The organism is Xanthomonas cucurbitae, assembly GCF_002939885.1.
GTDB classification, from domain to species: Bacteria; Pseudomonadota; Gammaproteobacteria; order Xanthomonadales; family Xanthomonadaceae; genus Xanthomonas; species Xanthomonas cucurbitae.
The window spans coordinates 25349-50285 of sequence record NZ_MDED01000001.1; the positions used below are offsets into that span (position 1 = coordinate 25349).

At 66.4% G+C, this 24937-nt stretch carries 24 protein-coding genes and 3 tRNA genes; 10 read left to right on the plus strand and 17 right to left on the minus strand.

The annotated features are described in order from the left end of the window. Positions 1-52: 52 nt before the first annotated feature. Together XcuCFBP2542_RS00085 and dapA are read right to left on the minus strand one after the other, a co-directional pair. Entirely contained in the window at positions 53-571 is a 519-nt protein-coding gene (locus tag XcuCFBP2542_RS00085) for a hypothetical protein (RefSeq protein WP_104601617.1), read from the minus strand. 16 nt (positions 572-587) lie between these two features. Further along, positions 588-1496, minus strand: a complete 909-nt coding sequence (dapA, locus tag XcuCFBP2542_RS00090; protein ID WP_104601618.1) for a 4-hydroxy-tetrahydrodipicolinate synthase — start codon at positions 1494-1496, stop codon at positions 588-590. A 92-nt stretch (positions 1497-1588) separates the two neighbouring features. On the opposite strand from dapA, the gene XcuCFBP2542_RS00095 reads away from it, so the two are divergent. The 9 genes from XcuCFBP2542_RS00095 to XcuCFBP2542_RS00135 all read left to right on the plus strand — a co-directional run bounded on the left by XcuCFBP2542_RS00095 (position 1589) and on the right by XcuCFBP2542_RS00135 (position 7128). Continuing rightward, the gene (locus XcuCFBP2542_RS00095) at positions 1589-2215 is read left to right on the plus strand and encodes a glycine cleavage system transcriptional repressor (RefSeq protein WP_104601619.1); all 627 of its coding nucleotides are present in this window, start codon (positions 1589-1591) and stop codon (positions 2213-2215) included. Between the two features lie 14 nt (positions 2216-2229). Then, positions 2230-2580 (plus strand): ribonuclease E inhibitor RraB, encoded by a 351-nt coding sequence (locus XcuCFBP2542_RS00100; RefSeq protein ID WP_104601620.1) that lies wholly within the window; start codon positions 2230-2232, stop codon positions 2578-2580. A 41-nt stretch (positions 2581-2621) separates the two neighbouring features. Next, on the plus strand, positions 2622-3104 hold the full coding sequence (locus XcuCFBP2542_RS00105; protein ID WP_104601621.1) for a peroxiredoxin: 483 nt from the start codon (positions 2622-2624) through the stop codon (positions 3102-3104). Positions 3105-3186: 82 nt separating this feature from the next. Then, entirely contained in the window at positions 3187-4584 is a 1398-nt protein-coding gene (locus tag XcuCFBP2542_RS00110) for a PhoH family protein (RefSeq protein WP_104601622.1), read from the plus strand. Further along, positions 4584-5066, plus strand: a complete 483-nt coding sequence (locus XcuCFBP2542_RS00115) for a hypothetical protein (RefSeq protein WP_104601623.1) — start codon at positions 4584-4586, stop codon at positions 5064-5066. The genes XcuCFBP2542_RS00110 and XcuCFBP2542_RS00115 overlap by 1 nt, the downstream gene beginning before the upstream one ends. A gap of 82 nt (positions 5067-5148) precedes the next feature. Next, the gene (thiD, locus tag XcuCFBP2542_RS00120) at positions 5149-5958 is read left to right on the plus strand and encodes a bifunctional hydroxymethylpyrimidine kinase/phosphomethylpyrimidine kinase (protein ID WP_170066924.1); all 810 of its coding nucleotides are present in this window, start codon (positions 5149-5151) and stop codon (positions 5956-5958) included. Then, positions 5955-6836, plus strand: coding sequence for an alpha/beta hydrolase family protein (locus XcuCFBP2542_RS00125; protein WP_104601625.1), 882 nt, complete (start codon positions 5955-5957; stop codon positions 6834-6836). Before thiD ends, XcuCFBP2542_RS00125 begins: the two co-directional genes overlap by 4 nt. Positions 6837-6876: 40 nt before the next feature. Further along, positions 6877-6953 (plus strand) — tRNA-Arg (locus XcuCFBP2542_RS00130). 98 nt (positions 6954-7051) lie between these two features. Beyond that, positions 7052-7128: transfer RNA gene (locus XcuCFBP2542_RS00135), tRNA-Arg, on the plus strand. A gap of 163 nt (positions 7129-7291) precedes the next feature. On the opposite strand, the gene XcuCFBP2542_RS00140 is transcribed toward XcuCFBP2542_RS00135, so the two are convergent. Together XcuCFBP2542_RS00140 and XcuCFBP2542_RS00145 are read right to left on the minus strand one after the other, a co-directional pair. Next, positions 7292-8284, minus strand: a complete 993-nt coding sequence (locus XcuCFBP2542_RS00140) for a DedA family protein/thiosulfate sulfurtransferase GlpE (RefSeq protein WP_104601626.1) — start codon at positions 8282-8284, stop codon at positions 7292-7294. Continuing rightward, positions 8272-9273: a LysR substrate-binding domain-containing protein gene (locus XcuCFBP2542_RS00145; protein ID WP_249027587.1), complete on the minus strand. Its 1002-nt coding sequence runs from the start codon at positions 9271-9273 to the stop codon at positions 8272-8274. The genes XcuCFBP2542_RS00140 and XcuCFBP2542_RS00145 overlap by 13 nt, the downstream gene beginning before the upstream one ends. Before the next feature lie 136 nt (positions 9274-9409). Here XcuCFBP2542_RS00145 and XcuCFBP2542_RS00150 point away from each other — a divergent pair, with 136 nt between their 5' ends. Next, positions 9410-10111, plus strand: coding sequence for a pirin family protein (locus XcuCFBP2542_RS00150; RefSeq protein WP_104601627.1), 702 nt, complete (start codon positions 9410-9412; stop codon positions 10109-10111). Between the two features lie 60 nt (positions 10112-10171). Here XcuCFBP2542_RS00150 and XcuCFBP2542_RS00155 read toward each other — a convergent pair whose 3' ends face one another. The 13 genes from XcuCFBP2542_RS00155 to folP all read right to left on the minus strand — a co-directional run bounded on the left by XcuCFBP2542_RS00155 (position 10172) and on the right by folP (position 24853). After that, on the minus strand, positions 10172-12115 hold the full coding sequence (locus XcuCFBP2542_RS00155) for a methyl-accepting chemotaxis protein (RefSeq protein ID WP_104601628.1): 1944 nt from the start codon (positions 12113-12115) through the stop codon (positions 10172-10174). Positions 12116-12405: 290 nt separating this feature from the next. Beyond that, positions 12406-12498, minus strand: a tRNA-Ser gene (locus tag XcuCFBP2542_RS00160). A gap of 83 nt (positions 12499-12581) precedes the next feature. Next, positions 12582-12794: a carbon storage regulator CsrA gene (gene csrA, locus XcuCFBP2542_RS00165; RefSeq protein ID WP_003481884.1), complete on the minus strand. Its 213-nt coding sequence runs from the start codon at positions 12792-12794 to the stop codon at positions 12582-12584. Between the two features lie 139 nt (positions 12795-12933). Further along, positions 12934-15582, minus strand: a complete 2649-nt coding sequence (gene alaS, locus XcuCFBP2542_RS00170; protein WP_104601629.1) for an alanine--tRNA ligase — start codon at positions 15580-15582, stop codon at positions 12934-12936. A gap of 101 nt (positions 15583-15683) precedes the next feature. Then, entirely contained in the window at positions 15684-16172 is a 489-nt protein-coding gene (gene recX / locus XcuCFBP2542_RS00175) for a recombination regulator RecX (RefSeq protein ID WP_104601630.1), read from the minus strand. 258 nt (positions 16173-16430) lie between these two features. After that, positions 16431-17465, minus strand: coding sequence for a recombinase RecA (gene recA, locus XcuCFBP2542_RS00180; RefSeq protein ID WP_104601631.1), 1035 nt, complete (start codon positions 17463-17465; stop codon positions 16431-16433). Between the two features lie 172 nt (positions 17466-17637). Beyond that, the gene (lexA, locus tag XcuCFBP2542_RS00185; RefSeq protein WP_104601632.1) at positions 17638-18282 is read right to left on the minus strand and encodes a transcriptional repressor LexA; all 645 of its coding nucleotides are present in this window, start codon (positions 18280-18282) and stop codon (positions 17638-17640) included. 79 nt (positions 18283-18361) lie between these two features. Then, positions 18362-20038, minus strand: coding sequence for a 2-polyprenylphenol 6-hydroxylase (ubiB, locus tag XcuCFBP2542_RS00190; protein ID WP_104601799.1), 1677 nt, complete (start codon positions 20036-20038; stop codon positions 18362-18364). 514 nt (positions 20039-20552) lie between these two features. Then, the gene (locus XcuCFBP2542_RS00195) at positions 20553-21047 is read right to left on the minus strand and encodes a CinA family protein (protein WP_104601633.1); all 495 of its coding nucleotides are present in this window, start codon (positions 21045-21047) and stop codon (positions 20553-20555) included. A gap of 233 nt (positions 21048-21280) precedes the next feature. Next, positions 21281-22600 carry a ribosome rescue GTPase HflX gene (gene hflX, locus XcuCFBP2542_RS00200; protein ID WP_104601634.1) on the minus strand — a complete coding sequence of 440 codons (1320 nt, stop codon included), beginning with the start codon at positions 22598-22600 and terminating at the stop codon, positions 21281-21283. An 11-nt stretch (positions 22601-22611) separates the two neighbouring features. Then, on the minus strand, positions 22612-22890 hold the full coding sequence (gene hfq, locus XcuCFBP2542_RS00205) for an RNA chaperone Hfq (protein ID WP_005915027.1): 279 nt from the start codon (positions 22888-22890) through the stop codon (positions 22612-22614). A 77-nt stretch (positions 22891-22967) separates the two neighbouring features. Continuing rightward, positions 22968-23951: a tRNA (adenosine(37)-N6)-dimethylallyltransferase MiaA gene (gene miaA / locus XcuCFBP2542_RS00210; protein WP_104601635.1), complete on the minus strand. Its 984-nt coding sequence runs from the start codon at positions 23949-23951 to the stop codon at positions 22968-22970. Next, positions 23951-24853, minus strand: a complete 903-nt coding sequence (gene folP, locus XcuCFBP2542_RS00215; RefSeq protein ID WP_104601636.1) for a dihydropteroate synthase — start codon at positions 24851-24853, stop codon at positions 23951-23953. Before folP ends, miaA begins: the two co-directional genes overlap by 1 nt. Positions 24854-24937: the final 84 nt, after the last annotated feature.

A 24937-nucleotide genomic window follows, 5' to 3' on the forward strand; every position in this document is an offset into this window, starting at 1 on the left:
AAAACGGGCGCCTCAGGCGCCCGTTTCGCTATCCGGCCATGCTGACAACCACTCAGCCGCCCAGCTTGCTCTTCAGCGAGGAGATCACCGCCACCGGCGCGGCCGCCGTGGCCGGCATGCCGCGCGGGTCCACTGCCGACACGTAGCTGCCCGCCTCGACCTTGACCACGCGCACCAGGAAGCTGGAACCCTCGTAGCTCACGTCGTAGGAGCCAAGCATCTGCGCCTTGCTGGCGATGGTCAGGCCGGGGATATCGGCCAGCGCTGCACCCACCTTGGCGAACACCTCGTCGCGCTCGCCCGCCACGTTGAAGCCACTGTTGGCGCTCGCCGACGGCGGCGTGTTGGTGTTCTGCTGCGTGGCCGAGGCCAGGGTCGGAACCTTCATGGCACCGGAGGTGTCGGGCAGATTCAGGTCTGGCGGCACTTCCAGCGGGCGAGACTCCGGCGCCAGCGCATAATCGCCGCGCGCGCCCTTCTTGAACCAGCTGCAACCGCTCGTGGCAGCGACGGTGGCGGTCGCCAGCAACGCGAGCGACAGCACGCGGACGGGGGAAACGGAAGGACGCATCGATAGATCTCCTGGGTCAGGCCGCGAGCATTTCGCGGCTGGAAAGCGCTTCCAACGCGATGGCGTCGGCGGCAAGGCGGTCGGCGGCAGGCTGGTGCGCCGGGGAAAGTGGCAGTAGCGGCAGGCGCAGGCCATGCCCGATCCCGGCGCGCTGCAGCAGCGCCTTGACCGGGATGGGATTGGATTCGATCCCGCAGAAGCTGTGGTACTCGCGCAGGCGTGCGTCCCAGGCCAGCGCCGCTTCGCGCTGGCCGGCACGCGACAGGTCGCACAGGCGCCGATACGCCGATGGCAAGGCGTTGGACGCCACCGAGACCAGACCATCGGCGCCGGCCAGCATCGCCTGCGCGGCACTGCCGTCGTCGCCGCTGAGTATCGCAAAGGTGGCGCTGCGCAGCGTCACCAGCGCGGCCAAGCGCTCGGATTCGCTGCGGGCTTCCTTGATGCCGACGATGTTCGGGTGACCGACCAGCTCGGCCACCGTCTCGGGCAGCAGGTCGCAACCAGTACGACCCGGCACGTTGTACAGCACCACCGGCAACCCGCCCTGGTCGGCGACTGCCTGAAAATGCGCCTTCAACCCCGCCTGGGTCGGCCGCACGTACGGTGGCGTGACCACCAGCGCGTACTGCGCACCCAGGGCGGCGACGCGGCGCGTCTGCACGATGGTCTTGGCGGTGCCGGACAGGCCGGTCCCGGCCAGCACCGGCACACGGCCGGCCACCTGCGCCACCGCCGCACGCAGCAGCGTGTCGTATTCGTCGTCGCTGAGGGTCGCCGCTTCGCCGGTGGAGCCGGCAACCACGATTCCCTGCACACCGCCGCGCAGTTGCTGCTCCAGCAACCGCCGCCAGGCATCCAGGTCGAGTGCGCCGTCGGGACCGAAGGGGGTCGCCAGCGCGGTGATGATGCCGGAAAGGGACAAGATTCTGCTGCTCTTACGTGACAGGAGAGGCCCGCGCGAGCGCAGGTTGAGACCAGCTGCATGTTACTTGCGGCGCGAAACCACGGGCAAGTATGCTGGTCACCGCCAGGGCGCCTGCCCGGGCGGCCATTCAGCCTGATGCAACGCCGGAAGCCCCTTTGACCGACTCGACTCCCCGGCCTTCGCCGACCGAAAACCACCTCCTGATTAACGCCTACACGACGCATCCGGAGTCCCCCCTGTTGCCCGTCACCCGCCGCATCGCCGACAGCGGCTGCAATCTCGTCGACGCCCGCCTGGCCACGGTGGGGCGCGATGTCTCGGTCACCGCACTGGCCACCGGCTCCTGGGACTCGGTCGCCAAGCTCGAAGCCATGCTGACCCGCCTGGAACGCGAGGAAGGCCTGAAGCTGGTGTGGTACCGCACCGGCCCCAAGCAGGCGCAGTCCAACCTGCTGCCATACATCGTCGAGGTGATTGCCGCCGACAAGCCCGGCATCCTGTTCCAGCTGGCCGATTTCTTCGACCGCCAGGGCATCACCATCGAAAACCTGCAGAGCACCCGCTACCGCGCCATGCAGACCGGTGCGGAGATGTTCTCGGCGCAGGTGACCATCGGCGTGCCGGCCAACATGCACATCGCCGCCTTGCGCGATGATTTCCTGGAATTCTGTGATCACCTCAATCTCGACGCGATCATGGACCCGATGAAGTTCTGAGGCAGGAGCACCCCATGGCCATCGCGCTGTCCGCGCTGAAACAGATGTTCGACCACATCCGCTCGGAAACCGACTGGGATCTGGATGGCCCGCTGCGCTGGGAATATTTCTTCGCCGACCCGGCGCAACAGCCGCTGCAACGGCTCGCCGAACAATTGACCCAGGATGGCTACCGGGTCATCGACATCTTCCTCGGCGAACGCGACGAAGACGATGGCGACGACGAGCAGTCGTATTTCCTGCATGTAGACAAGCGCGAGCATCACACGCTGGAGTCGCTGAATCAGCGCAATGCGCAGTTCGATGCGCTTGCCAAACGTTTCCATGTCGCTGCTTATGATGGGATGGACGTCGGGCCGGCCTGATCGGCCGCCGACCACATCCTCCCTTCACAGGCCGAGCAACGATGACCGACGCTGCCACCCAACTTCCTGCCGCCACCCTCGACCTGCCGCTGGCGCTGTCCGGCGGCACCCAGACCAACCTGCGCGACCATGCCGGCCAGTGGCTGGTGATCTACTTCTATCCCAAGGACAGCACCCCCGGCTGCACCACCGAAGGCCTGGACTTCAACGCACTGTTGCCGCAGTTCAAGAAAGCCGGCGCCGCCGTGCTGGGCGTCTCGCGCGATTCGGTGAAGTCGCACGACAATTTCTGCGCCAAGCAGGGGTTTGCCTTCCCGCTGGTCAGCGATGGCGACGAGGCCCTGTGCCGCGCCTTCGACGTCATTAAGGAAAAGAACATGTATGGCAAGCAGGTGCTCGGCATCGAGCGCAGCACCTTCCTGCTCTCGCCCGAGGGGCGCATCGTGCAGGAATGGCGCAAGGTCAAGGTGGCCGGCCATGCCGAGGCCGTGCTGGCCGCGTTGAAGGCGCACGCCAAACAGTGACACCCCTCGCTTCCCGCGTCCTCCATCACCCTGCCCCGGCAGGCGTGATGGCTCGCCCCTGCTTCATCACCTGGAAGACCCAATGACCCGAGGCAAGCGCATCTACGTGCTGGACACCAACGTGCTGATGCACGATCCCACCGCGCTGTTCAAGTTCGAGGAGCACGATGTCTTCCTGCCGATGCAGGTGATCGAGGAGCTGGACAACGCCAAGAAGGGCACCTCCGAAGTCAGCCGCAACGCGCGCCAGGTCAGCCGCTTCCTGGATGAGCTGCTGGAGAACACCAACGCCGAGCAGATCCAGGCCGGCATCGTGCTGAGCCACCCGCAGGGCATCCAGCTCAAGGGCCAGGCCGCGATCGGTCGGCTGTACTTCCAGATCCACCCGATCGACCCGGGCCGCACCTTCGGCGCGATGCTGCCGGACAACAAGATCCTGGCCTCGGTGCTGGCGTTGCGCGAAGAAAATCCGGAGGTGCCGGTCATCCTGGTGTCCAAGGACATCAACCTGCGCATCAAGGCCTACATCAGCGGCCTGGTCGCCGAGGACTACCAGAACGACCGCGCGCTGGACGATTTCAGCCTGCTGTTCACCGGTGCGATCGAACTGCCGGAAGATTTCTGGCAGAAGCACAACCAGGACCTGCGCAGTTGGAACGAGCGCGGCCGCACCCACTACGAAATCGTGCCGACCGCCGACGAGGACTGGTACCCCAACCAGTACCTGTACCTGCCAGGCGAGGACGAGGTGGAACTGCGCGTGGCGCGGGTCGGCGGCGGCAAGGCCACGCTGTGCCTGGTCGATGACTTCCGCACCGCCCAGCACGCGGTCTGGGGCATCGCGGCGCGTAACCGCGAGCAGAATTTCGCGCTCAACGCCTTGATGGACCCGGAGATCGACTTCGTCACCCTGCTCGGCACCGCCGGTACCGGCAAGACGCTGCTCGCGCTCGCTGCCGGCCTGGCCCAGACGATGGACCAGCAGCGCTACCGCGAGATCATCATGACCCGCGCCACCGTCAGCGTGGGCGAGGATATCGGCTTTCTGCCCGGTACCGAAGAAGAGAAGATGACCCCGTGGATGGGCGCGCTGACCGACAACCTGGAAGTGCTCACGCATAACCAGGAAGGCGGCTCGTGGGGCCGCGCGGCCACCAACGACCTGCTCGCCAGCCGCATCAAGATCCGCTCGATGAACTTCATGCGCGGGCGCACCTTCCTGTCGCGCTATCTGATCCTGGACGAGGCACAGAACCTCACCCCGAAGCAGATGAAGACGCTCATCACCCGCGCCGGCCCCGGCACCAAGATCGTGTGCCTGGGCAACGTCGAGCAGATCGACACGCCCTACCTCACCGAAACCACCTCGGGCCTGACCTACGCGGTAGACCGCTTCAAGGCCTGGCCGCACAGCGCGCACATCACCTTGCGCCGTGGCGAGCGCTCGCGCCTGGCCGACTTCGCCTCGGAGGTATTGTGATGCGCAGCCTGCACGGCGCGCTGGCGCTTGCGGTGATCGCACTGGCCGGCTGCGCCACCACGCAGCAGCCGTCCAGCGTGCCGACCAACCTCAAGAGCGGGCAGTCGTGGATCATCACCCGGCAGGGCATCGCCGAGCAGGTGCTGGACACCTGCTCGCGCGACAGCCCCGCCCGCCAACCCGGGCGCATCAGCGGCTATTGGGCCCCCACCCAGCAGCAGGTCGAATTGCTGGAGTCGCGCCAGGATGCGCTGACCCCGGCCATCGCCGAACCGCGCGAATACGACCGCCAGTATGTCGGCGTGGTGATCCAGGGCCAGCAGCTGATCTACATCAACGCCTTCAAGCTGCCCAATGCCCCACCGGTCAGACCGGCACGCGAGGCGATCCGGGTCTGCGACGGTGGCAGCGCGTTCTGGGGCGCGCTGTACGACCCGCAGACCGGGGCATTTTCGGAAATCGCTATCAACGGCAGCCCCTGAGGCAACCCTGCTTCACGCCAGCGGGCGCACGCGCTGCATCCGCTTCTGCACAGCCGCCGCCCGGGCAGTGCAGAATCGGCGCATGACCACGCCCAGCACGCTGTCCGCATTGACCATCGCCGGCTCCGATTCCGGCGGTGGTGCCGGTATCCAGGCCGACCTGAAGACCTTCGCCGCCCATCGCGTGCATGGCCTGTCTGCCATCGCGGCGCTGACTGCGCAAAATACCCGTGCGGTGACGGCGGTGCACATCCCGCCGATCACGTTTCTTCGGGCGCAGGTAGAGGCCTGTTTCGACGACTTCCAGATCCAGGCAGTCAAGTTGGGCATGCTGGCCAATGCCGAGGTCATCCACTGCGTGGCCGACCTGCTCCAAGCGCATCGTCCCCCGTTCGTGGTGCTGGACCCGGTGATGGTGTCCACCAGCGGCGCGCGCTTGCTCGAAGACGCCGCGCTGGACGCGCTACGCAGCCGCCTGCTGCCGCTGGCAACGCTGGTTACGCCCAATACGCCCGAAGCCGAGCTGCTCACCGGCCGCCGCATCGACGATGCCGATGCGGCCGAGCATGCCACCGCGGCCCTGCTCGACCTCGGCGCGCAGGCGGTGTTGCTCAAGGGTGGCCATCTGCATGAAGGCGCGCGCGTGGTCGATCGCTTCGACGACGGCGTCACCCAGGACGTGTTCCTGCACCCGCGCCTGCAGGTGGACGCGCACGGCACCGGCTGCAGCCTGTCGGCGGCGATCGCCGCGCAACTGTGCCAGGGCCTGTCGCTGCTCAATGCCTGCGAAGCGGGTATCGACTACGTGGCGCGCGCCATCCGCCATGGCCAGCGCCCAGGCCGTGGCCAGGTGCTGGTGCTCGACCACTTCGGTGCGGCGCCCGGCGCATGAACCTACACAGCGATACCTTGACTGCCAACGCAGCCGATGGACACGCCTGGCAAGTGATTCGCTGCGCGCCCGTGCAGCCGGTCGCCTCGCTGCTGTGGCTCCCGGCACTGGGCGTGGCGGCACGGCATTACCTGCCATTGGCAACAGCGCTGGCGTCCGCCGGCATCGCGGTGTATCTGCACGAATGGCGCGGCAACGGCAGCAGCACGCTGCGCCCATCGCGCCAGCATGACTGGGGCTTTCGCAGCTTGCTGGCCGACGATATTCCGGCCAGCCATGCACTGATGGCGCGGCACGCTCCGCAGCGGCCCCACCTCGTCGGCGGTCACAGCCTGGGCGGACAACTGGCCTGCTGCCACGCCGCCTTGCAGCCGGCGCGCATCGCGCGGTTGTGGCTGGTCGCCAGCGGCTCGCCGTACTGGCGAGAGTTTCCGCGCCCCATGCGGTACGGGCTACCGTTGGCCTATCGCCTCCTGCCCTGGCTGGCGCGCGTGCAGGGCGTGCTGCACGGTCGCTCGCTGCGCTTTGCCGGCACCGAGGCACGCAGCTTGATTAGCGACTGGGCATGGGTCGGTCGCAGCAATCGCTATCGCGCCGCCGGCACCGCCTGGGACCTGGAACGCGCACTGGGTGCGCTCAGCGTGCCGATCACGGCGGTGACCTTCGCCCGCGACCACTTCGGCCCGCCCGCAGCGTTGCAGTCATTGCTGCGCAAGATGCCGCACGCACCAGTCGATGTGCAGCCGCTGGACGATGCGCAACTGGGCGTGCGCAGCGATCATTTCGCCTGGATGAAAACCCCTGACGCCGTGGCTGCGGTGCTGAAACGCACGCATTGCGCCACAGTCGATGACACTGGAATTTCACAAAGGGATTGACGGCCCGTGCGTGCATCCGCATAATTCCGCTCCTGACGAGGCGCCCGTAGCTCAGTTGGATAGAGTACCTGGCTACGAACCAGGCGGTCGGGAGTTCGAATCTCTCCGGGCGCACCATCTTCAGAAGAAGTACAAAAAGACAGCATTGAACCGCTGTTTTTTCAGTTAAACGTCCGCTTGCACTGCATCGGATGCGCAAGACAAACACAAGACATGCGCCCGTAGCTCAGTTGGATAGAGTACCTGGCTACGAACCAGGCGGTCGGGAGTTCGAATCTCTCCGGGCGCACCAATCTTGAAGAAAACGACCAGCTTGCTGGTCTTTTTTTTGCCTGATCTCCCAGCCTGGATTGAGCGATGCCGGCAATGCGGCCGCCGATCGCGGCACCCGCGTGGATCGCATCACGGTCAGCCGTTGATCGCCACACCTCTCTCATGCAGGCGCGCGCCGGTCCTCATACCGTTGCACCTCGCACGTCCACGCCTGCAGCCGCCACTAGCGGCAGCAACGACGTCACCGGATAACCGGCGGCGTGCCACGCATCCAACCCACCCCGCAATGGCCGCACATCGCGATAACCCCGCGCGCGCAGGCGCCCGGCCAGCCATGCGGCGGAGACTTCGCCCGGGCACGCGCAATAGATCACGACCGCACGTTCGCGCGGCACGTCGGCAAGGATGTGCGCAAGCTGTCGTTCGTCGGCAAACACGGCACCCGGGATCGTATAGGGCTGCAGATCGCGATAGCCGGGCGCACGAATGTCCAGCACCGTGGGGCGCTGCTGCTCATCGCCGTCCAGCAACGGCAGCAGTTCGTCCACCGCGATGCGCGCCTGCTCCAGCGACCGCAGCAAGGCATGCCGCCGCCACCAGCGCCAGCCGACATAGCCGGCCAGCAGCGCCACCAGCACCACCACCGCACCGGACCCCAGTTCGGACAGGAATGCCAGCACGTCCTGCACCTGATCGGCGAACACCGCTCCCAGGCCCAGGCCGGCCAGCGCCCACAGCGCAGCACCCAACGCGTCGTAGCGCAGGAAGGCCGCCAACCGCACCTGGCTGGCACCGGCCATCGGCACCGACACCATCGACAGGCCGGGCACGAACTTGGCCACCGCCAGCACGCGCACGCCCCAGCGCGAAAAAAACCGCTCGGTCTGCTTCATGCAGGTATCGCGCGACAGCGACAGGCGGCACAGCGACCGCAAGGTGCCGTTGCCGAAGCGGCGGCCGGCCAGATACCAGGCCAGGTCGCCCAGCAGGCTGGCCAGCACCGCCACGCCCCACGCCGCCAGACCGGCCAGCCAGGCATCGCTGCCGCCCGCCAGCGCGTAGCCTGCGCCCACCAGCACCAGCGTCGGCAATGCCGGCACCGGCAGCCCGAGCGACAACGCCAGCACGTTGGCGAACACCAGCGCCAATCCGTACTGTTCGATCAAGCCTTGCATGCGGGGATCCTGCGCGACGGCAAGCCGGCATTATCCGCGCTCGCGTGGCCGCACGACTGCCCGGCGGCAACGCAACGATACGTTGCGGCCAGCGACTGCGACCAGCGCTCGAACAGCCCCTCGCTGCGCAGCGCCTGGCGCCACCAGTTCAGGGCCTCGCCCTCCTCGCCCGGCCGCCACGCCAGGTAGAAGGTTTCGTCGGCCTTGCGCGTTTCCACCGGCACCTCCTGCAAGCGGCCATCCTGCAATGCACCGCGCGCGTAAGGCTCGGGCAGGAAGCCATAGCCCACACCGGCCAGTTGCAGCAGCAGCTTGGTGTGCATGTCCGGTACGGTCAGCACATCGCGGCCGGACAACAGGCCCACGGTGCGCGGCAGCAAACGCCGCGCCGAATCGGCCACCGCGATCGCACTGTGGTCGGCCAGCTCGGCCGCCCCCGGCAGGGCGGCGCCCGCCAGCGGATGAGTGCAGGCCACCGCGAACACGAACTGCACGCTGCCGATCGGCTCGGCGACATAGCCGCCGCCACTCGGCCCCTCGCCCGCCGCCACGATCAGGTCCACCCGCCGATCCAGCAAGGCCTCCCAACTGCCGGACAGCGATTCGCTCAGCACGCGCAGCCGGGTACTGTCGGCCACGCGGTAGAACGCCAGGATTTGATCCTGCAGCAACGCCGCCTGCAGGATCGCATCCAGCCCGATCGCAAAGTCCGATTCCCAGCCCGAAGCCACCCGCCGCACCCGCACTTCCAGTTCCTGTGCCGCACGCAGCAGATGGCGGCCTTCGCGCAGCAGTTCGCGCCCGGCCTGGGTGGGGGTCGCCTTCGGCCCGAAGCGCTCGAACAGCTGCACGCCCAGGTCCTCTTCGAGCCTGGCCACCGTGTAGGAGATGGTCGATGGCACCTTGAACAACACCTTGGCGGCGGCGGCGAATGAACCACGACGGTCGATCGCATCCAGGATCTGCAGCGCTTCCAGGCTGATCTTCATTGTTCGATTTTTTCGATGATAGCAGCCAAATCTACTCGCTTTTTCTTCCTCTCGCAGAGGCGGAGACTCTCCATCAAGGCGCTGGCACACCGATCCACAGACCGGCGCCAATTCGAATCTACCCTGGAGCAGCAGCATGTTGAATGTCCGCAAAAGTGAAACCCGTGGCCGCGCCGAGCATGGCTGGCTGTCCTCGCGCCATACCTTTTCCTTCGCCAGCTACCACGACCCGCGCCACATGGGCATCGGCCCGCTGCGGGTCATCAACGAGGACAAGGTGCAGCCGGGTGAAGGCTTCGGCACCCACGGCCATCGCGACATGGAGATCATTTCCTACGTCCTGGGCGGGGCGCTGGAACACAAGGACAGCATGGGCACTGGGTCAGTCCTGCACTACGGCGATGTGCAGCGCATGAGCGCCGGCAGCGGCGTCACCCACAGCGAGTTCAATCATTCGGCCAGCGAGCCGGTGCATTTCCTGCAGATCTGGGTGATGCCCGAACGCGCCGGGATCGAGCCGAGCTACGAAGAGAAGCACTTCGATGCCGACAGCAAGCACAACCAGCTGCGCCTGATCGCCTCGCCGGGCGGTGAGAACGGCTCGCTGCGCCTGCATCAGGACGCACGCCTGTACGCCACCATCCTGGACGGCGCGGTGCGCCTGCAGCAGCCGCTGGCCGAGGGCCGCATCGGTTACGTGCAGGTGGCCCGCGGCAGCCTGAGCGTGAACGGGCAGGCGCTGTCGGCCGGCGATGCGGTACAGCTCATCGGCGAGCCGGAGATCGTGCTGGCCGATGCACGCGATGCAGAAGTGCTGGTGTTCGATCTGCCAAGGTAATTCGGCACGGGCCTGATGCGGCGCGGCGCGCCGAAGTCGCCGCAGCGGCGCAGTGCGCGGTCAGGCAGCCTGCGCACTGGCGCGCCGCAGGAGGGCGGCGTCCTGCGGCGTAGATTCCTCGGCGTCGCCATTGACCAGTTCGAACAACGCATCGGCGTCTGCCTCCAGCACGCGTGCCGAGCGCGCCAGGTCGTCGACCATCTGCGCCTGGTCGCGCGCCTGCACGCCGATCGATTGCAATGCCGCATTGGCGGTGGAGATACCCTGCGCCTGCTCGCGGCTGGCACTGGCGATCTGCTCGACGGTGGCGGTGACACGCAGCACCGAACCCACCATGTCCTGCATCACCACGCCGGCCTGTTCGGCCAGGCGCGAGCCATCGCCGACCTGATCGGTCGCATTGTCGATCAACGCGCGGATCTCCCGCGCCGACACGCTGCAGCGCTGCGCCAGATTGCGCACTTCGGTGGCCACCACCGCGAATCCGCGCCCCTGCTCGCCGGCACGCGCCGCTTCCACCGCTGCATTCAATGCCAACAAATTGGTCTGGAAGGCAATGCCATCGATGACCTCGATGATCTGGCCGATCCGATCTGTCGCAGAACGAATCCCGGCCGTGGTCTCGACCACCTTGGCGATGACCTCCGCACCACGACGTGCCACCGCCGCCGATTCCTCGGCCATCTGCCGCGCCGAACCCGCACTCTCGGAATTGGCCTGTACCGTGACGGCCAGCTGATCGATCGTGCCCGCGGTCTGCGCCACTGCCAGGGACTGGCTGGACGCGCGGCTGACCAGTTCCTGGTTGCTGACGGAAATGTGGTGCGACTCGCGCTGCACGTTCTGCGCGATGCCCAGGGTCTGCCGCACCAGCTCGTGCATGCGCTCGGCCGAACGCACCTGGTCGGTGACATCGGTGGCGTACTTGACCACCTTGTACGGGCGGCCGGATACGTCCAGGATCGGGTTGTAGGAGGCCTGGATCCACACCGCACTGCCATCCTTGCGCAATCGGCAATAACGCCCCGCATCGAACTGGCCGCGCGCCAGCTTGGCCCAGAAATGGCGGTAATCCTCCGATGCGCGGTAGGCCGCATCGACGAACATCCCGTGATGCCGGCCGATGGCCTCCTCCGGCGTATAGCCCAGGATCGCCAGGAAATTGGCGTTGGCGCCCAATACGTGGCCCTCCAGATCGAACTCGATCACCCCCATCACCTTGTCGATGGCCTGGATGCGGCCATCCGCATCGGCCGAATCGACCACCTGGCGGGTCACATCGGTGGCGTACTTGACCACCTTGTACGGGCGCCCATGCGCGTCCAGCACCGGGTTGTAGGACGCCTGGATCCACACTTCACGCCCATCCTTGCCGATGCGCCTGTAGCGACCGGCGTTGAATGTGCCGCGCCCAAGCGACTCCCAGAACGCACGATAGGGAGCGGACTGGCGCGTAGCGGCATCCACGAACATGCCGTGATGCTTGCCGCGAATCTCATCGAGCCGGTATCCCATCACCTGCAGGAAATTCTGGTTGGCATCGAGCACCGTGCCATCGAGCGAGAACTCGATGACCGCCATCACCTTGTCGATCGCATCGATCCGCCCTTCGAAATCGACGGTCTGACGCACCTGCTGGGTAATGTCGGTGGCGTACTTCACCACCCGATACGCCTTGCCGGCACGATCGAGCAACGGGTTGTAGGAGGCATTGATCCACACCTCGCGTCCATGCTTGTCCAGTCGACAGAAACGCCCGGCATTGAAGTCGCCGCGACGCAACGCCTCCCAGAACTGGCGATAACTCTCGCTATCGCGGTCGCTGGCGGTGACGAACATGCGGTGATGCTGGCCGACCACTTCGTCACGCCGATAGCCCATCAGCGACAGGAAGTTCTGGTTCACCTCCAGGATGCGGCCATCCAGATCGAACTCGATCACGGCCATCACCCGGTCCACCGCGTTGGCCTTGTGCTGCAGCCCACTGTTCCCGAACGAGAACAAGCGCCTCAATAGCGGCAATCGATACATCACGTCGAATCCGGGATTTAGTCCACAGTATTAGCGGCGCACTGATGCCGGACTTGATCTGCGCGCGGACCGTCAGACCCACCCGCGCAATGGCCGTGAGCGATCGGGCGCCTGGCCTGCGCTGCAAGATGGCCCGCGCACTCACCGCCCCCGGTCCTTCATCATCCGGATCACTGACCAGCCTTTGCCGCAGCCGCCCCGTCACCACCGACCGATTAAACAAAAACGCCTGCAAATCAGCGATTTGCAGGCGTCTGGAACACTGGCGGAGCGAGAGGGATTCGAACCCTCGATAGAGCTTTTGACCCTATACTCCCTTAGCAGGGGAGCCCCTTCAGCCACTCGGGCATCGCTCCAGTTTTTTCGTCCTGCCGCACTGTCTGTGGCAGGCCGCGAAGAATACCGGGTAAGAGGGGCTAACGTAAACCCTTTATGACGATCAATTCGAAGAATCGTCGCCGTGATGCGCGCCGGAGGCCACCGGCTCGTCTCCACGTTGGATGCGCTGATAGATTTCTTCACGATGCACAGCCACATCCTTGGGTGCGGTAATACCAATACGCACCTGATTACCCTTGACGCCGAGCACAGTGACGGTGACCGAGTCGCCGATCATCAAGGTTTCGCCTACCCGGCGAGTGAGGATCAACATTTTGCAAATCTCCTGGAACTGGTGGGCTTCCCACCAGCATCGACGGTCTCCTGAGTGAGACGCGCCCTAGGTAAAGGGAATAGACGATAAATGGTAGCGGCACATCCCGCTGACCATCAAGGCATAGCAGGACAAGTGTTCAGCCCAAGTGTTGCTTGACCCAGGAGGTCACACCGTCGAGTGCGGTCGCAAGAGCGGGACCGTCCTCGCCACCACCCTGGGCGAGATCCGGACGGCCGCCGCCCTTGCCTCCGATCTGACTGGCGATATGGCCAAGCAGTTCCCCCGCCTTCACCTTGCCGGTTGGCTTGCCGTTCACTCCGGCCACCAACGCGACCTTGCCGGCCGATGCACCAGCCAGCACGATCACCGAGTCGCCCAATTGCTGCTTCAGGCGATCCATCGCCTCGCGCAAGGCCTTCGCATCGAAGCCTTCCAGACGCACGGCGACGACCTTCACCCCGGCAACATCCACGGCGCTCGCGCCCAGATCTGCGGTCGCACCGGATGCCAGCTTGGCCTTCAATGCGTCCAGCTCACGCTCCAGGCGCTTCTGACGTTCGGTCAGCACGCGCACCTTGTCGACCACTTCGCCGGCATTGCCACCCAGCAGGCCGGCCGCCTCGGACAAGCGTCGCTCCTGGTCGGCAACATGATCCAGCGCGCCCTGCCCGGTCACCGCCTCGATGCGACGCACGCCCGAGGACACACCGCCTTCGGAGGTGATCTTGAACAGGCCGATGTCGCCGGTGCGGCTCACATGGGTGCCGCCACACAGCTCGGTGGAATAGCCGCCCATCTTCAGCACCCGCACGCGCTCGCCGTACTTCTCGCCGAACAGCGCCATCGCGCCGAAATCCAGCGCTTCCTGCATGGCCATGTTGTGCACTTCGACGGCATGGTTGGCGCGCACCTCGGCGTTGACCTTGCGCTCGATCACCGCCAGTTCGTCGGCGGTGATCGGCTGGAAATGCGAGAAGTCGAAACGCAGCCGGTCCGGCGCCACCAGCGAGCCCTTCTGCTGCACATGCGTGCCCAGCACCTCGCGCAACGCGGCATGCAGCAGGTGCGTGGCCGAGTGGTTGAGGATGGTCTTGCCGCGGCGCTGCACATCGATGCCGCCCGCCAGCACGTCGCCCAGCGCGAGCGCACCCTCGGTGATGCGCCCTACGTGTCCGTGGAACTGGCCGGCGAACTTCTGGGTGTCGGTGATGTCGATCGATACGTGGGTGTTGCTCAACTGCCCGCTGTCGCCGACCTGACCGCCGGATTCGGCGTAGAACGGCGTGCGATCGGTGAACACCATGACCTCCTCGCCGGCCTCCGCACGCTCGACCGTGCGGCCCTGCTTGAGCAGGGCGACGACCTTGAGGGTATCGGCGTCGTGCGCCTTATAGCCCAGGAACACGGTCGGCGACATGGTGGCGACCAGGTCGGCCGGCAACGCAACGCCACCGCCGAACTTGCCGGCGGCACGCGCGGTCTCGCGCTGGCGCTCCATGGAGAACTCGAAGCCCTCCATGTCCACCCGCATGCCGCGCTCGCGCGCGATATCGGCCGTCAGATCGACCGGGAACCCGTAGGTGTCGTAGAGACGGAACGCGTCCGCCCCCGGAATGACGTCCTGCGACCGCGCCGCCACGTCGTCGAAGATCTTCATGCCGGCGTCCAGCGTCTCGGCAAAGCGCTCCTCTTCGGCCAACAAGGCGCGGGCGACGGTATCCCTGGCCACCACCAGCTCGGGATAGGCCTCGCCCATCAGCTCGACCAGGGTGGGCACCATCTTGCTGAAGAACGACTGGCGCACGCCCAGCATCCAGCCATGCCGCAGCGCACGCCGGATGATCCGGCGCAGCACGTAGCCGCGCCCTTCGTTGGAGGGCAACACGCCGTCGACGATCAGGAACGAACAGGCGCGGATGTGATCGGCGATGACCCGCAGCGACTTGTTTTCCAGATCGCTGACACCGGTCAGCGCGCTGGCCTTGCCGATCAGCGCCTGGAACACGTCGATTTCGTAGTTGGTGTGGACGTGCTGCAGGATTGCAGCCAACCGTTCCAGACCCATGCCGGTGTCCACGCAGGGGGCCGGCAGGGGCACCAGGGTGCCATCCGGCTGGCGGTCGAACTGCATGAAGACCAGGTTCCAGATCTCGATGTAACGATCGCCGTCTTCGTCCGGCGAACCCGGCGGGCCACCGGCGATATGGTCGCCATGGTCGAAGAAGATCTCGGTGCAGGGGCCGCAGGGGCCGGTATCGGCCATCTGCCAGAAGTTGTCCGAGGCGTAAGGGGCGCCCTTGTTGTCGCCGATGCGTACGATGCGGCTCTCGGGAATGCCGATCATGTCGCGCCACAGTGCGAAAGCTTCTTCGTCGGTGTGATAGACGGTGACCAGCAGGCGCTCGGCCGGCAGTTTCCAGACCTGGGTCAACAGTTCCCAGGCCCAGGCGATGGCATCCTTCTTGAAGTAATCGCCGAACGACCAGTTGCCCAGCATCTCGAAGAAGGTATGGTGACGCGCGGTATAGCCCACCGAATCCAGGTCGTTGTGCTTGCCGCCGGCACGCAGGCAGCGCTGCACGTCTGCGGCGCGCACGTAACTGCGCTTCTCTGCGCCAAGAAAGACGTCCTTGAACTGGACCATGCCGGAATTGGTGAACAGCAGGGTCGGGTCATTGCCCGGCACCAGCGGTGCGGATGGCACGATGGTGTGGCCCTTGCCCTCGAAAAACGCAAGGAAGTCGCGGCGGATCTGGGAAGTGCTAAATTTGGCAGGTGCGTTCATGTGCTGGCATTGGGCGGGCGGCAGTCCCGGTCACCCAATGAGATATGGGCGCAGATGAGCGGAACAACCTGAAACCACCAAGGGTAGCAGGCCTGACGCCCTCAGTCCTCAAGGTCGAAGCGCGTGGCGCTGCGAATGCTGTTGCCGTCGAAACCACGCCGGGCCAGCAGCTCGGCGGCCTTGCGCCGCTGCGGCAAATCCACCGGCCCTTGCTCGCCGAAACGGCGGCAGACCAGATCGCGCGCATTCTCGGTCCAATCGCCCTCGAAGGTGGCCATTGCGGCACTGATGGCCTCGCTGTCCAGCCCATGGGTGCCGAGTTCGGCGCGGATGTGCAGGGGGCCGTAGCCCGAACCGGCGCGGTTTCGCACCACCGAGGCGGCAAACCGGGTGTCATCCTGCCACCCCTCGCCCGCCAGGCGCTCGACGGCCGCCTGCGCGGCGTCCGGCTCGATCCCGCGCGCCAGCAACTTGCGATTCAATTCCTTGCGCGAGTGCTCGCGCCGCACCAGTAGCCCCAATGCACGTTGGACCGGCGTCTGCTCCTTGAACCGGCGGCCCCGCTTGGGGGCGGATTCTTGCTCGTCCATCGTGACGTGTCCCTCGATTGCTGCATCAATGCGCCGTCCCTGGCGCCCGCCCTCCTGGCCCTCGATAGATCTACCGCGAGAAGCAGCAGCACTGACTCCACCGTTCCCGCGATAGAAAAACTTGAAACGACATCACCAGCGAACTACGTCAGAAGGGGGGGGAAGCGGCTGAGACTGCCACGCCCCCCGGGACACCAACCCCATCACGGCACGCCGGTCGCGCCAGCCTGGCCAACGCCTTCCGGCTACCAGTGCTGCTTATTCCTTCTCGGCGTCGTCGCCTGCTTCGCGCGGCGCCTCGGCGGGCTGGAACTTCTCGCGCAGCTCCGCTTCCAGCTTGACCGCCACCTGCGGGTTATCGCGCAGGTAACCACGCGCGTTGTCCTTGCCCTGACCGATGCGCTCGTCGCCGTAGCTGTACCAGGCGCCGGCCTTGTCCACCAGCTTGGCTTCCACACCCATGTCGATCAACTCGCCCTCGCGGCTGATGCCCTCGCCGTAGAGAATTTCGGTGACCACCTGCTTGAACGGAGGCGCCAGCTTGTTCTTGACCACCTTGATCTTGGTCTGGTTGCCGATGATCTCGTCGCCCTTCTTGATCGCGCCGATGCGGCGGATGTCCAGGCGCACCGAGGCGTAGAACTTCAGGGCATTGCCGCCGGTGGTCACTTCCGGGCTCTGGCCCGGCATCATGACGCCGATCTTCATGCGCAGCTGGTTGATGAACACCACCAGCGTGTTGGAGCGCTTGATGTTGCCGGTGAGCTTACGCAGCGCCTGGCTCATCAGGCGGGCCTGCAGGCCCGGCAGCTGGTCGCCCATCTCGCCTTCGATTTCCGCCTTGGGCGTCAACGCCGCCACCGAGTCGACCACCACGATGTCGACCGAGCCCGAACGCACCAGCATGTCGGCGATTTCCAATGCCTGCTCACCGGTATCCGGCTGCGACAGCAGCAGGTCATCCACATTGACGCCCAACTTGGCGGCGTAGATCGGATCCAGCGCGTGCTCGGCATCGATGAAGGCCGCCGTGCCGCCCTTCTTCTGGCATTCGGCAATCGCCTGCAGGGTCAAGGTGGTCTTGCCCGAGGATTCAGGGCCGTAGATTTCCACTACGCGGCCCTTGGGCAGGCCGCCGATTCCCAGTGCGATGTCCAACATCAGCGAGCCGGTCGGAATGACCTCGACCGCCTCGATCACGCGGTCGCCCATGCGCATGACCGACCCCTTGCCGAATTGCTTTTCGATCTGGCTCAGTGCGGCGGAAAGGGCGCGCTTCTTGTTCTCGTCCATCTGGGTGATCCTTGTCAGTGATTTCGGTGTGGAGCCAATGTAGCGGTGGTGTATCGCAAAGGCTGAGACTGGCGGCGACACACTCAGGTTAACGATGCGGTCGGTGCCCGGGCAGCGGACAATGCGGCGATGCCGACTGGGAAAACGCCCCGCGCAGGCATCGGTACAGCCCTCAGCGATTGGGCCTCAGCAGCCCGCAATACAGGCCTTCGATGGCGAAATCCTGATCGGGCTGCACTTCGATCGGGGCGTAGTCCGGATTGCGCGGCAGCAGCCGGATCCGGTCCTTGCCGATCTTCAACAGCTTGACGGTGATCTCTTCGTCGATCCGCGCCACCACGATCTGCCCGGAGCGCGCGTCGCGGGTGCGGTGCACACCGATCAGGTCGCCGTTGAAGATGCCTTCGTCGCGCATGGAATCGCCTTGCACCTTGAGCAGGTAATCCGGCGATGGCGAAAAGAACACCCGGTCCAGCACCACGAAGTCGTCCGAACCGATGTCGGCACCGATCGGCAGGCCGGCGGCCACCCGGCCCAGCACCGGCAGCCGCAGCACATCGTCGCGGTTCGATTCGCCGCCCGCCGGTGCGCGCGGCTGCGCGCTGCCCTGGCCAGCCAGGCGGATGCCGCGTGCCTGCCCGGGCACGCGCCGGATCGCACCGGCCTGCTCCAGGGCCTCCAGGTGATACTGCGCCGCGCGCACGCCTTTGAATCCGAAGGCGCGCGCGATCTCGGTCTGTGACGGCGGAACGCCGTCGGTCTCGATGCGCTCGGCGATCAGGGCCAGGATGGCGTGTTGGGTATCGGTCAGGTCCATGGTTAGTAGTATTACTACTAACGCAGCGGCGTGCAAGCCCTGCGCACGGCAGCACGTCGTTGGCAACCGGAATGCGGCGCTAGCGCCGACTGCGCCAGATCGAAAACAGGATCCAGATGCCGCACAGCCCAGCGCCGATGAAACCGCTCACGCCCAGGCCAAGCAGCCAGCGGCTGGCGCTGCCGCCGACACTATTCATCACGATCGAGGAGCCGATCACCAGCGCGGCGGTGACGATGCCCATGGTCAATCGGTTGGCCGCGCGGTCGACCTGTTCGCCGAATTCGCGCAATGCGCGCGTTTCCACCTGCAACTGCAGCTTGCCGCGCCGCGCGGCCTGGATCAGCCGCTTGAGATCACGCGGCAGATCGCCAATCAGGTCGATCGCGCCGGTCACGGTGCGGCGGCCACGGCGCAGCATGGCGTTGGGCGCATAACGCTGCAGGACCACGCGCTCCAGATACGGCTGCGCTTCGGTGGCCATGTCGAAATCCGGATCGAGCTGACGCCCCATGCCTTCCAGCGTGAGAAAAGCCTTGATCATCAGCGCCAGATCCGACGGGAGCGGCAAGCTGTGGTCGCGCAGAATTGCGGTGACATCGCCCAGCATGGCACCGATGCGCAGTTCCTTCAGCGGCACGCCCCGGTATTGGTCGATAAACGCGCCGATGTCCTGCTGCAGGCGCGGCTCATCGATCTCGAGGCTGGCACCGGCCCATTCCAGCAGCACATCGATGACGGCTTCGGCGTCCTGGCTCACCATGCCGTGCAACAGCTGCGCAACCTGGAAGCGCCGCTGCTCGGAGACACGCCCGACCATGCCAAAGTCGATGACGGCGATGCGCCCGTCGCGCAGGTAGAAGATATTGCCCGGATGCGGATCGGCGTGGAAACACCCGTTCTGCAACACCATCTTGAGCACGATGCCGGCACCGGCGCGCGCGAGCGCCTTGCGATCCAGCCCGGCCGCGTCCACCGCCTGCAGGTCGCGTCCGGGAATGCCGTCGATGAAGTCCTGCACGTTGAGCGATTCGCAGGTCCACTGCCAATACACCGCCGGCACCACGACCTGCGGGTCGTGAGCGAAGTCGGCCGCGATGCGTTCGGCATTGCGGCACTCGGCGGCGAAATCCAGTTCGCGCCGCAGCGACACGGTGAACTGCTGCACCACCTCGGCCGGGCGGTAGCGCTTGAGATCCGGTGCGCGGGTCTCGACGATGTCGGCCAGCCGCGCCAGCAGGCGCAGATCCGCTTCGATGGTGTCGCCGATCCCGGGGCGACGGATCTTCAACACCACCGGGGTGCCGTCGGCCAGCCAGGCGCGGTGGGTCTGCGCCAGCGAGGCGGCGGCCAGCGGTTGCTCGTCGAGGCGGGCGAACACGCTATCGGGCTCGGCACCGAGCGCGGCGACCAGTTGCGGCAGGACCTGCGCGAAGGGCAAGGCCGGCACGGCATTCTGCAGTTCGCTCAGTTCGTCGATCCAGTCCGGCGGCAGCAGGTCAACGCGCGTGGCCAGCACCTGACCCAGCTTGACGAAGGTGGGGCCCAGTTCCTCCAACGCACGTCGCACGCGCATCGCGGCGGACATGCGCAGGCGGCCTTCGGCATTGCCCCACTGCAATAGCTTGCCGGCCCGCTCCAACACGTCCGCCAGCCCGATCCGGCGCACGATATCGCCGAATCCATAGCGGATCAGCACGGCGGCAATTTCCTGCAGCCGCCCCAGGTCGCGCACGGTGCCAAGTGCCTCCCACATCAGCGCACCGCCTGGCATGGCTGGACCGCACAGCGCTGCCGCAGGCCTGCCGGTGCAGGAGCGAAGCGGTGGACGCGCACGCCGCCGCACCAGGGGGGCGCGTGCGGGGGTGTCGCGCTGGACTGCTGCAGGCCCTGGGCGATTGCAGCAACGCATCGCCGCGCGAACTGCGCACTCCACCGGCACGCAGCAGGCGGGAACGGCGACGAGGAAACGATTTCGACAGCGGAGAACGCGGGCATCGGCACACAGGTCGGCAAGCAGAGCCTGGGTTGTAGCCCATCTGCCACCCGTTGTCGCGCGCCCGATGCTGCCGGCCGGCCATGCCAGGTTTGTGCAGGCCTGGCGTGCGACCGGTCGATTGCACAGGCGCTGGCGCGACGCGCGGGCCACTGGCGCAACGAGGCATGCGGCCCAGCGGCCGGCTGGCAGCAGCGTGTGATGACGATCTGGCGGACGCTATCGGTGATCGCGCACGCGCTGTAAACGACAACCGCTGGTGCGCGCGCTTGCCCTATAGCAGCGCGCTCAATCCACCGAGCGCAGCCACCACGGTCTGTCGGCGCACGGCATCGCGGTCGCCATCGAACTGGCACAGCTGCGCGGTGGCATAGCCGCCCCGTCGCTTCCACCCAATCCAGACCGTGCCGACCGGCTTGCCTTCGCTGCCGCCACCCGGACCGGCGATTCCCGTCACCGCCACCGCAATGCTGCCGCCGGAGCCGACCAAGGCACCGGAGACCATCTCGATGACGGTTTCCCGACTGACCGCCCCGTGGACTTCCAGGGTCTGCGGCCGCACCCGCAACAAGGCCTGCTTGGCTTCGTAGCTGTAAGCAACGATGCCGCAATCGAACCAGTCCGACGAGCCGGCAATGTCGGTCATCGCCTTGGCAATCCAGCCGCCGGTGCAGCTTTCCGCCGTCACCAGCCGTTCGCGCGCGGCACGCAACTGCGTACTCAGCGCGTGGGCAAGCTGCTGGAGATCGTGGTCGGTCGGAAACGTCATTGCGGGGTTCGGCTTGGACAGCGCCCACTTTTATCCGAATTCGCCGGCCGTGTCTTGCGCTGCAGTGCCGGTGCCCTGGCCGCGAGCAGCGCCTCAGGTCCGGGGAGGCCAGCAGCGTGGTGGTCGTGGCGCGGCGCAAGGCTCAGGGAAGGCGAGCGGCCGGCGTGGGCGAGCAACCGCACGCCCATCGCCACCCCCGTCCTCTCATGCGCCGGCACTGATGCTGGCGTGCATCAGGTTTCCCAGTCTTCGCGGCGATCGGGCAACATCGCGCGCAACGGCGCACCGTCGTCGCCCGCAGCCAGACGCTCGGCCTCGACCATCGGCAGATCGACTTCGAGCAGCCAACCGTCTTCGTCACCCTGCTCCTGGCGCACCACTTCCAGCTGATGCAACTTGGAGCGCAGGCGGCCGGCCGAGGGCGGCAGCCGCAGCTGGCCGGTCACATGGCGTAGATCCAGGCGCTGGCCGAGTGCGCGTTGCAGTTCTTCCAGCCCGCGGCCATCGCGTGCGGAAATCCACACGCGCTCGCGGCGCGCCGGATCGGGAATCCCGTCCTGCGCGTCGTGACGCACTTGCGCGCCTTCGATCCTGTCGATCTTGTTGAATACCAGCAGCTGCGGCAGCTCGCCGGCACCCACCGCATGCAGCACCTCGTCCACCTGCAGGATACGTTCTTCGCGCAGCGGGTCGGCGGCATCGACGATATGCAACAGCAGATCGGCCTCGCGTGCCTCGGACAGGGTCGAACGGAACGCGGCCACCAATTCGTGCGGCAGATCGCGCACGAAGCCGACCGTATCGGCCAGGATCGCGCTGCCACCCGGCAAGGCGATGCGCCGCACGGTAGGATCGAGGGTGGCGAACAACTGGTCGGCCGCATACGCATCGGCACCGGTCAGCGCATTGAACAACGTGGACTTGCCGGCATTGGTATAGCCAACCAGCGCGATGCGCGGCAGCTCGCTGCGCAGCCGCGCGCGGCGCATCTGGTTGCGCTGCACCTCGACCTTTTCCAGCCGCTTCTGCAACTGTTCCACCCGTTTCTGCAGCAGGCGGCGGTCGGTTTCCAGCTGGGTTTCGCCAGGGCCGCGCAGGCCGATCGCACCACCGCGCTGACGCTCAAGGTGGGTCCAGCCGCGCACCAGCCGTGTGGCCATATGCCGCAGCTGCGCCAGCTCCACCTGCAACTTGCCTTCGTGGCTGCGCGCACGTTGCGCGAAGATATCCAGGATCAGCCCGGTGCGATCGATCACGCGCCGCTCCAGATAGCGCTCCAGGTTGCGTTCCTGGCCAGGCGACAAGGTGTGGTTGACCAGCACCAGATCCGCGCCGGTGGCCTCGGCCGCCGCCTTGACCTCTTCGAGCTTGCCACTACCGATCAGGGTGGACGGGCTGGGTTTGTCGATGCGCGCGGTGAGCGTGGCCGCCACCGTGGCGCCCGCCGACCTTGCAAGGTCGGCGAACTCCTCCAGCACATCTTCTTCGGCAGGCCCACCGGCGTGGGTCTGGATCAACAACGCGTGTTCACCCTTGCGTGAGCGATCAAACACGCACTACTCCATTACTGCTCGACGTCGTCATCTTCCGCCTGATTGCCTTCATTGGATTGCACATACCCGCCACCCGGCCCCACGCGCACATTGCGCGCCGGCACGACCGTGGAGATGGCGTGCTTGTAGACCATCTGACTCACGGTGTTGCGCAGCAGGACCACGAACTGGTCGAACGACTCGATCGTGCCCTGCAGCTTGATGCCGTTGACCAGATACACAGACACCGGCACCCGCTCGCGCCGCAGCGCGTTGAGGAACGGGTCCTGTAAAGATTGCCCCTTAGCCATCGAAAAAACTCCTTCATTATTGTTCTTATTGTCCCGGTCGATACCTGCCATCCCCAGCAGGCCCCGGAAACACGATGTTACACGCCTGAAGGCGGCCGTACAGCGGGACGATGGGCGAGGAAGCCGGCAAGTGCGTCATCCAATCGATGCCGGTCATGCTGCGGGTCGAACCAGCGTGCGTCGCGTTCGCCGCGCAGCCAGGTGAGCTGGCGTTTGGCCAGTTGCCGGGTCGCCTGCACCGCCTTGTCGCGAAACTCGGCCAGGCTGCCGGCGCCGTCCAGATATTCCCAGGCCTGGCGGTAGCCCACTGCGCGCACCGCCGGCAGATCCAGCGGCGCGACCACCGCACGCATCTGCGGCAGCGCGCGCAGGACTTCCACTTCGCCAAGGAACTCCTGCGCCAGCATCTGCTCCAGCCGCTGCGCGATCCGCGCATGCAGCACGGCCCGCTCGCGCGGGGCCAGGACCAGCTTCAGCACCCGCACCGGCAGCCGTGGCGGCGCCGGCAGGCCCTGCCAGTAGCTGATCGGCCGGCCGCTGATGCGATACACCTCCAGCGCGCGCTGGATGCGTTGCGGGTCGGTGGCATGAATGCGCGCCGCGGCGACGGGATCGATCTGCGCCAGCTGCGCGTGCAGGGCCGCCCATCCGAGCTGTTCGGCCTGCGCGGCAATCGCCGCGCGCACAGCCGGGTCGGCCTCGGGCAGTGGCGACAGGCCTTCCAGCAACGCGCGGAAGTACAACCCGGTGCCACCGGCCAGGATCGGCAGCTTGCCGCGCGCAACGATGTCGTCGATCGCACGCCGCGCATCGCTGGCGAACTCGGCGGCCGAATAGGTCTGCCAGGGATCGCGCAGGTCGATCAGATGGTGCGGCACCGCCGCGCGCATCGCCACATCCGGCTTGGCCGCACCGATATCCAGCCCGCGATAGACCAGCGCCGAATCGACGCTGACGATCTCGCCATTCCAGCGCTGCGCCGCCTCCAGCGCCAGCGCGGTCTTGCCGCTGGCGGTGGGGCCCATCAGCGCGATCGCCAGCGGGCGGCGGTCTGCTGGCATCAGTCCTCGTCCGGCCAACGGATCGTCGGCGCAGCCGGTGCCGTCACCCGTGGCACCGGGATCGCCGCGACCGCGCTCCAGACCTTCAGTGCATCCACGGTCGCGGCCACATCGTGCACACGCAACAACAGCGCGCCGTGCTGGGCGGCGATCAGATGCGCGGCCACCGAGCCATGCACCCGCTCGGCGGCCACTTCGCGCCCGGTCAACTCGCCGATGCTGCGCTTGCGCGACAGCCCGGCCAGCACCGGCAGGCCGAACTCCTGCAGGCGCTGCAACTGCGCCAGCAAGGTGAGGTTATGTGCGGTGGTCTTGTCGAAACCGAAGCCGGGGTCGAGCACCAGCCGACGTTTGTCGATGCCGGCCATTTCGGCGGCGAAGATGCGCTCGGCGAGAAACCGATGCACCTCGCCCACCACATCGTCGTAGTGCGGCGACTGCTCCATCGCATGCGGCGCGTTGCGCGCGTGCATCAACACCACCGGCACCTGCAGTTCGGCGGCGGCCTGCAACGCGCCGGGCGAACGCAGGGCGTACACATCGTTGATGACGCCGGCACCAGCCGCGACGGCCGCGCGCATGACCTCCGGCTTGAACGTATCGATGCTGATCGGCACCGTCGTCCGATGCGCCAACGCCTGGATCACCGGAATCACGCGCTGCAGTTCATCGTCCAGCGACACCGGCGCTGCCCCGGGACGGGTGGATTCGCCCCCGATATCCAGCACCGCCGCGCCCTGCTCCACCAGCCGCAGGCCGTGGGCGATGGCCGCCTCGCAGGTGGCGTGCTGGCCGCCGTCGGAGAACGAGTCGGGCGTGACATTGACGATGCCCATCACCTGCGGCGCATCCAGTCGCAGGCTGCGACCGGCGCAATCCAGCTTGAGGGCGGTGTCGAACATCGGAAGTCTCCTGAATCGGTTGGACGAGGGGGTGGACGACGCGTTTTGCTGGCGTGCGTCGCGCTGCATCGAAGGCCACAACGC

Excerpts from the sequence above, each read along its gene's own strand:
- XcuCFBP2542_RS00085 (WP_104601617.1), bottom strand. The coding sequence starts at position 571 with ATGCGTCCTTCCGTTTCCCCCGTCCGCGTGCTGTCGCTCGCGTTGCTG.
- XcuCFBP2542_RS00095 (WP_104601619.1), top strand. The coding sequence starts at position 1,589 with ATGCTGGTCACCGCCAGGGCGCCTGCCCGGGCGGCCATTCAGCCTGAT.
- XcuCFBP2542_RS00100 (WP_104601620.1), top strand. The coding sequence starts at position 2,230 with ATGGCCATCGCGCTGTCCGCGCTGAAACAGATGTTCGACCACATCCGC.
- XcuCFBP2542_RS00105 (WP_104601621.1), top strand. The coding sequence starts at position 2,622 with ATGACCGACGCTGCCACCCAACTTCCTGCCGCCACCCTCGACCTGCCG.
- XcuCFBP2542_RS00110 (WP_104601622.1), top strand. The coding sequence starts at position 3,187 with ATGACCCGAGGCAAGCGCATCTACGTGCTGGACACCAACGTGCTGATG.
- XcuCFBP2542_RS00115 (WP_104601623.1), top strand. The coding sequence starts at position 4,584 with ATGCGCAGCCTGCACGGCGCGCTGGCGCTTGCGGTGATCGCACTGGCC.
- thiD (WP_170066924.1), top strand. The coding sequence starts at position 5,149 with ATGACCACGCCCAGCACGCTGTCCGCATTGACCATCGCCGGCTCCGAT.
- XcuCFBP2542_RS00125 (WP_104601625.1), top strand. The coding sequence starts at position 5,955 with ATGAACCTACACAGCGATACCTTGACTGCCAACGCAGCCGATGGACAC.
- XcuCFBP2542_RS00140 (WP_104601626.1), bottom strand. The coding sequence starts at position 8,284 with ATGCAAGGCTTGATCGAACAGTACGGATTGGCGCTGGTGTTCGCCAAC.
- XcuCFBP2542_RS00145 (WP_249027587.1), bottom strand. The coding sequence starts at position 9,273 with ATGAAGATCAGCCTGGAAGCGCTGCAGATCCTGGATGCGATCGACCGT.
- XcuCFBP2542_RS00150 (WP_104601627.1), top strand. The coding sequence starts at position 9,410 with ATGTTGAATGTCCGCAAAAGTGAAACCCGTGGCCGCGCCGAGCATGGC.
- csrA (WP_003481884.1), bottom strand. The coding sequence starts at position 12,794 with ATGTTGATCCTCACTCGCCGGGTAGGCGAAACCTTGATGATCGGCGAC.
- alaS (WP_104601629.1), bottom strand. The coding sequence starts at position 15,582 with ATGAACGCACCTGCCAAATTTAGCACTTCCCAGATCCGCCGCGACTTC.
- recX (WP_104601630.1), bottom strand. The coding sequence starts at position 16,172 with ATGGACGAGCAAGAATCCGCCCCCAAGCGGGGCCGCCGGTTCAAGGAG.
- recA (WP_104601631.1), bottom strand. The coding sequence starts at position 17,465 with ATGGACGAGAACAAGAAGCGCGCCCTTTCCGCCGCACTGAGCCAGATC.
- lexA (WP_104601632.1), bottom strand. The coding sequence starts at position 18,282 with ATGGACCTGACCGATACCCAACACGCCATCCTGGCCCTGATCGCCGAG.
- ubiB (WP_104601799.1), bottom strand. The coding sequence starts at position 20,038 with ATGTGGGAGGCACTTGGCACCGTGCGCGACCTGGGGCGGCTGCAGGAA.
- XcuCFBP2542_RS00195 (WP_104601633.1), bottom strand. The coding sequence starts at position 21,047 with ATGACGTTTCCGACCGACCACGATCTCCAGCAGCTTGCCCACGCGCTG.
- hfq (WP_005915027.1), bottom strand. The coding sequence starts at position 22,890 with ATGGCTAAGGGGCAATCTTTACAGGACCCGTTCCTCAACGCGCTGCGG.
- miaA (WP_104601635.1), bottom strand. The coding sequence starts at position 23,951 with ATGCCAGCAGACCGCCGCCCGCTGGCGATCGCGCTGATGGGCCCCACC.
- folP (WP_104601636.1), bottom strand. The coding sequence starts at position 24,853 with ATGTTCGACACCGCCCTCAAGCTGGATTGCGCCGGTCGCAGCCTGCGA.